Origin of the sequence: Pseudomonas sp. GM25 (genome assembly GCF_000282255.1) — a bacterium.
Taxonomy (GTDB): domain Bacteria; phylum Pseudomonadota; class Gammaproteobacteria; order Pseudomonadales; family Pseudomonadaceae; genus Aquipseudomonas; species Aquipseudomonas aphyarum.
Window position 1 is genome coordinate 21,977 of record NZ_AKJQ01000017.1, and the last position, 6,730, is coordinate 28,706.

The following is a 6,730-nucleotide window of genomic DNA, read 5'->3' on the forward strand; positions in this document are numbered from 1 at the left end:
TCTTCAGATGACGGCGACCGGCCGTACTTCGGCGGCCAGCAAACGCTTGATTTCCGGGACGCAGGAACCGCATTGCGTGCCGCACCCCAACTTGTTTTTCAAACCCTGTAGATCAAGACCTTCACGAATACCGGCGCAAACCGCGCTGTGGCTGACGTTCTTGCAGTTGCACAGGGTTTTGTCCGCCACAACCTGCGCACCTGCATTGCCCGGCGGCGCACTCATCGGTGCCAGCAGCCAGCGCCGCAGTTGTTCGTCGGCACGCCCCTCCAGCCACAGGCCTTGCAACCAGTGTTGGGCGAGGGTTTCACCGGCCAGACGGATCGCGGTGATTCGTCCGTTTTCAATCCGTACCCGTTTGCCGATGGCGCGGCGAGGATCGTCATAGGCCAGCACCGGCCCGTCGATCAGGGCCAGGCACTGGTCGATTTCACGCAGCAATTGCGGCTCCGGCGCCACGGCGCTGGCTGCGCGTATCAGCAGCGCAGGCCGTTCACGTCCGACAAGGCTGAGACTTGCGTAGGAAAACGCCTCACAGAGCGGTCGAAGCGCCTCGAAATGCCGTTGAACATCGCCCTCGATCAGTGCGAACAGTTGCCATGGCAAATTCACCGGTTCCAGCCGTACACCGCTGTGCTTGAGTTCCGGTTGTTTCGACAAAGGATCGAAGGCGGGCAGGGTCAGGCTGTTCACACCCCCCTTGAGGAAACGATCGCCCCAGTGCATCGGCAGGAACGCCTGGCCCGGACGCACGCTGTCATCGCTGGCGACCGCCACGATCACTGCGCCTCGACGACTTTTCAGATTCACCAGATCCCCCGGTTGCAAGCGGTGACGGCGCAACTCGTCAGGATGCAGGCTCAACACTGCTTCGCTGACATGACCGAATAACTGCGCCGCCGTGCCGGTGCGGCTCATACCGTGCCATTGATCACGCAGGCGACCGGTGATCAGGGTCAGGGGAAAACGCGCGTCGCGTTGTTCCTTGGCGGCGCGATAGGGATCGGCAACGAACTGCGCGCGCCCGTTCGGCGTAGGAAAGATTCCGTCGCCATACAGCCGGGCTGTACCTTGGCGGGCACCAGCGGGAAAGGGCCATTGCTGTGGCCCCAGTTCATCAATCAACCCATGGCTGATCCCGGACAAATCCAGATCGCGACCCCGGGTCAGTTGTTTGTACTCGTCAAACAACTGTGCCGGTTGCTCGAAGGCAAACAGGCCAGACTGCTGCGGGCGCAGACGTTTCTCCAGACGTTGTGCGAAATCCACCGTGATCGCCCAGTCCGGGCGCGCTTCACCCGGTGCGGCAATGGCCTGGCGGACGTGGGAAATCCGCCGTTCGGAGTTGGTTACAGAGCCTTCCTTCTCGCCCCAACTGGCCGCCGGCAACAGCAGATCGGCAAACGCTGCGGTTTCGGTGGTACGGAACGCCTCCTGCAACACCACGAACGGACAATTCTCCAGCGCGGCGCGGACGGCGTTCTGATCCGGCATCGATTGTGCGGGGTTGGTGCAAGCAATCCACAACGCCTTGATCTTGCCGTCGCGCACCTGTTCAAACAGTTCGATGGCGCTGAGACCGGTATTCTCCGGCAGCTTATCCACACCCCAATACGCCGCCACTTCGGCGCGATGCTCTGGATTGGCGACTTCACGGTGACCGGGCAACAGATTGGAAAGGCTGCCGGTTTCGCGCCCCCCCATGGCATTCGGCTGACCGGTCAAAGAGAAAGGTCCTGCACCCGGCCGGCCGATTTGCCCGGTGGCCAGGTGCAGATTGATCAGCGCACTGTTCTTCGCGCTGCCGGCGGTGGACTGGTTCAGGCCCATGCACCACAGCGACAGAAAACTCGGCGCGGTGCCGATCCATTCGGCGCATTGCTGCAACTGCTCGACGCTGATCCCGCACAGCTGCGAAACCATCGCCGGGGTGTAATCGCGCACCAGGCTTTTCAGCTCGGCGAGCCCGTCGGTGTGCGCCTTGATGAAGTCGCGGTCGATCCAGTCTTCCCACAACAGCAGATGCAAAATCCCATGGAACAAGGCGACATCGGTGCCCGGCAGAATCGCCAGATGCAGGTCCGCCAGATCGCAGGTGTCGGTGCGCCGTGGATCAATGACGACGACTTTCATCTGCGGGCGGCGGGATTTTGCTTCTTCGAGACGGCGAAAAAGTACCGGATGGGCGTAGGCCATGTTACTGCCGACGATCACCACGCAATCGCTCAGCTCCAGGTCGTCGTAGCTGCAGGGTGGCGCGTCCGCGCCGAGGCTACGCTTGTAGCCAACCACCGCCGAAGACATGCACAGTCGCGAATTGCTGTCGATGTTATTGGTGCCGACCAGCGCTCGCGCCAGTTTGTTGAAGGCGTAGTAATCCTCGGTCAGCAACTGCCCGGAGATGTAGAACGCCACGCTGTCCGGGCCGTGTTCGGCGATTGTTTCGGCGAAAACGTTGGTGGCGTGATCCAGCGCGGTGTCCCAGTCGCAGCGACTGCGCGCCAGGCCTTTGCCCAGGCGCAATTCCGGGTACAGCGCTCGGGCCGCCAGGTCGCCAGTCAGGTGCAGGGTCGAGCCTTTGCTGCACAGTTTGCCGAAGTTGGCCGGGTGCGCCGGATCGCCGCTGACGCCGAGGATGCGCTCGCCGTCATGCTCGATCAGCACGCCGCAGCCGACCCCGCAATAACAGCAGGTCGAGGCGGTCGTCTGGCGGTTCATCAGACGGCGTCCCGCAGGGCCAATTGCACGCGGCCGTTTTCGACCCGAGCCGGGTGATGGTGCGCGCAGCCGACGTCCGGCGCCTGGGCTTCGCCGGATTGCAGGTCAATCTGCCAGTTGTGCAGCGGACAGGCGACACGTTTGCCGTAGATCAGGCCTTGGGACAACGGGCCGCCCTTGTGCGGGCAACGGTCATCGAGTGCGAACACTTCGTCGTCGCTTGTGCGAAAGATCGCGATGTCACCTTTGGGCCCGGCGATGATCCGCGAACCGAGGGCGTTGATCTCTTCCAGGGCACAGATATCGAGCCAGTTCATGCCGGCACCTCCAGGTTTTTCACGGGGATCACGTCGAATTCTTTTTTCAGTTGCGGCTGGGCGAGGCGCTCTTTCCAAGGGTCCTGTTCGAACGACAGGGAGAATTGCAGGCGCTCGTTCAGGGCCTTGCGACGCTCGGGATCTTCCAGCACGGCTTTCTTGATGTGCTCCATGCCGACCCGTTGCAGGTAGTGCACGGTGCGTTCGAGGTAGAAGGCTTCTTCGCGGTACAGCTGCAGGAACGCGCCGTTGTATTCGCGCACCTCTTCGGCGGTCTTGAGCTTGACGAAGAACTCGGCGACTTCGGTCTTGATCCCGCCGTTGCCACCGATGTACATCTCCCAGCCGGAATCGACGCCGATGATTCCTACGTCCTTGATCCCCGCTTCCGAACAGTTGCGTGGGCATCCGGAGACCGCCAGCTTCACTTTGTGCGGCGACCACATGTTGAACAGGTCATGTTCAAGGTCGATGCCCAGCTGGGTCGAATTCTGCGTGCCGAAGCGGCAAAACTCGCTGCCGACGCAGGTTTTCACGGTGCGGATCGATTTGCCGTAGGCGTGGCCGGACGGCATGTCGAGGTCTTTCCACACGCCGGGCAGGTCCTGTTTCTTGATTCCCAAAAGGTCGATGCGCTGGCCGCCGGTGACCTTGACCATCGGCACCTGATATTTGTCCGCCACGTCGGCGATCCGCCGCAGCTCCGACGGGTTGGTCACGCCGCCCCACATCCGTGGCACCACCGAATAAGTGCCGTCCTTCTGGATGTTGGCGTGGGCCCGCTCGTTGATCAGGCGCGACTGCGGATCGTCCTTGGCTTCGCCGGGCCAGGTGGAAATCAGGTAATAGTTGAGGGCCGGGCGGCAAGTGGCGCAGCCGTTCGGGGTGCGCCAGTTGAGGTAGCTCATGGTGCCGGCGATGGTCAGCAGGTGCTGTTCGCGAATGGCCTGGCGGATCTGGCCGTGGTTGAGGTCGCTGCAACCGCAGATGGCTTTTTCGCTTTTCGGTTTGACGTCCGCCGCGCCGCCGACGGTGTTGATCAGGATCTGCTCGACCAGCCCCGCGCAGGAACCGCAGGAACTGGCGGCCTTGGTGTGTTTTTTCACCTCGTCGACGCTGAACAGCCCGTGTTCCTGAATCGCCTTGACGATGGTGCCCTTGCACACGCCGTTGCAGCCGCAGACTTCGGCGTTGTCGGCCATGCTCATGGCTTTGTCCTGGCCTTGATGTCCTACGTCGCCCAAGGCGTTTTCGCCAAACATCAAGTGATCGCGGATCTCGCCGATGGCGTGATTCTCACGAATCTGCCGGAAATACCAACCGCCATCTGCCGTATCGCCGTACAGACAGGCGCCGACCAGCACGTCATCCTTGATCACCAGTTTTTTGTACACCCCGCCGATCGGGTCGGAGAGGGTGATGGTCTCGGTGCCTTCGCCGCCCATGAAGTCGCCGGCGGAAAACAGGTCGATGCCGGTGACTTTCAATTTTGTGGAAGTCACTGAGCCCTGATAGCGGGCGAAACCCAGTTGCGCCAGGTGGTTGGCGCAGACCTTGGCCTGTTCGAACAGTGGTGCCACCAGGCCGTAGGCGATGCCACGGTGGCTGGCGCACTCGCCGATGGCATAGATGCGCGGGTCGTAGGTTTGCAGGGTGTCGTTGACCAGAATCCCGCGATTGCACGGAATGCCGGCCTTTTCCGCGAGTTCGGTGTTGGGGCGAATGCCGGCAGCCATCACCACCAGATCAGCGGGAATGATATCGCCGTTCTTGAATTGCACCGAGCCCACGCGACCGTTGCCGGCGTCGTGCAGGGCCTGGGTCTGTTCGCACAGGCGAAAGTGCAGGCCACGGGACTCGAGGGCGGTTTGCAGGAGCTGGCCGCTGGTCTTGTCCAGTTGCCGCTCCAGCAGCCATTCACCGAGGTGTACCACGGTGACGTGCATGCCGCGCAGCATCAGGCCGTTGGCCGCTTCGAGGCCGAGCAGGCCGCCGCCGATCACCACGGCGTGCTTGTGGGTCTTGGCGGTGTCGATCATCGCCTGGGTGTCGGCGATGTCGCGGTAACCGATCACGCCCTGCAAGGTGTTGCCGGGGATCGGCAGGATGAACGGGGTCGAGCCGGTGGCGATCAGCAGGCGATCGTATTCGGCCTCGGTGCCATCCTCGGCGATCACCCGGCGTTTGACCCGGTCGATCTCCACCACTTTGCGGTTGAGCAGCAGTTTGATGTTGTTTTCCAGGTACCAGTCGAGGTCGTTGAGCACGATCTCTTCGAAGGTCTGTTCGCCGGCCAATACCGGCGACAAAAGGATGCGGTTGTAGTTGGTGTGCGGTTCGGCGCCGAAGACCGTGATGTCGTACAGCTCGTTGCTCAGCTTGAGCAGTTCTTCCAGGGTGCGGACCCCGGCCATGCCATTGCCGATCATCACCAGTTTGAGTTTTTTCATCAGGTTCTCCGGGAGCATCGGGCTTGCCTCTTGTGGGCAGTCAGGCCTTGCTCGACAAAAATGGCGCAAACAAAAAAGGCGTCCCGCCAGTTACCTAGCGAGGACGCCTTTGTCCTTGTCCCGTTCTCTCGGGAAGCCTGGCCTTCGTCGTTGAAGGTCGGGCTTTATGTCAGTTGAAAACGTTAATGCAGTGGTTGTGCCAAGTTGCGGTGAGCCGCGAATTCACTGGGGTAATGCTGGAATTGGCCAGATGTTCATTGTGGTTTTTGCACTGAATGGAAGCGGCGCGCCCGTTAATGGAGCGCCGCATCAACCATGAAACAACAGGAACAGCAGCACCAGATTGCCCAGCAGCGCCAGCAACGCCAACGTCCGCCAGACCTTCAGCGGCTCCCGTTCCAGCAAGGGGCGAGGGCGCACACTCAGGCTGCGGCGCTCACCTTGCTCCAGAATCAGCAACCATTCCTCGGCGGTTTCATAGCGCTGCAAAGGATCGGCCGCCACACCGCGCTCCAGACACTGCGCCAGCCACTCCGGCAGATCCGGGCGATAGCGACCGGCACTCACCGGCACCCCGAAACGCGGGCGCTGGAAGGCTTCGATCTCGCCGTAGGGAAAATGCCCGGTGAGCAAAAAATACAAGGTCACGCCCACCGCATACAGATCCTGTTGTGCGCTGGGTACTGCGCTTTGAAAGGCCTCCGGAGCGATGAAGCTCGGGGTTCCGGGCAGGGTTGACGGTGCGTCTTGCGACAGGCCGGGGCAATACGCCAGACCGAAATCCAGCAGGCGCAACTCGCCGTCGTCCCCCAGGTGCAGGTTTTCCGGTTTGATGTCGCGGTGCAGGATCTGCCGTCGATGCAAAAGGCCGACGGCCCGCAACAGGCGTTCGGCCAGATCGTGCCCCTGAGCCAGTGGCAGAGGGCCGCTTTGCCCGAACAACTGAGCCAGGGTCGTCCCTGAATATTCACGCATCACATAGTACAAATGCTGACGCTGGCCGGCGCTATGGACTTCAGGGAAGTGCCGCCCGGCGACGCGTTTGAGAAACCATTCCTCCGCCAGCAAGGCCTGACCGGCGTGGGCATCGTCTGCCAGTTGTGCAGGCAGCGTCTTCAACAGCCACGCCTGGCCCTGACCATCAAGTACGCGATACAGCAGTGATTGCTGGCTGCGACCTATAACCTCTTGAACCCGCCAGCCTTCAAAGACCTGACCCGGTTTCAGCGGCGGGGGCAGCGGCCA

4 protein-coding genes are annotated in these 6,730 nt (G+C 61.7%); all 4 read right to left on the reverse strand.

What is annotated here, in order from left to right:
* Positions 1–3: 3 nt before the first annotated feature.
* A complete protein-coding gene (locus tag PMI24_RS06370; protein ID WP_007951991.1) occupies positions 4–2,718 on the reverse strand; it encodes a nitrate reductase in 2,715 nt (904 codons plus the stop codon).
* Positions 2,718–3,035 (reverse strand): nitrite reductase small subunit NirD, encoded by a 318-nt coding sequence (gene nirD, locus PMI24_RS06375; protein WP_007951992.1) that lies wholly within the window; start codon positions 3,033–3,035, stop codon positions 2,718–2,720. Before nirD ends, PMI24_RS06370 begins: the two co-directional genes overlap by 1 nt.
* Complete coding sequence (nirB, locus tag PMI24_RS06380; RefSeq protein WP_045121673.1) at positions 3,032–5,485, reverse strand: nitrite reductase large subunit NirB; 2,454 nt, start codon at positions 5,483–5,485, stop codon at positions 3,032–3,034. Before nirB ends, nirD begins: the two co-directional genes overlap by 4 nt.
* A gap of 309 nt (positions 5,486–5,794) precedes the next feature.
* Positions 5,795–6,730, reverse strand: a 936-nt coding sequence (locus PMI24_RS06385; RefSeq protein ID WP_007951995.1) for a serine/threonine protein kinase, incomplete at its 5' end; no start/stop codon positions are given.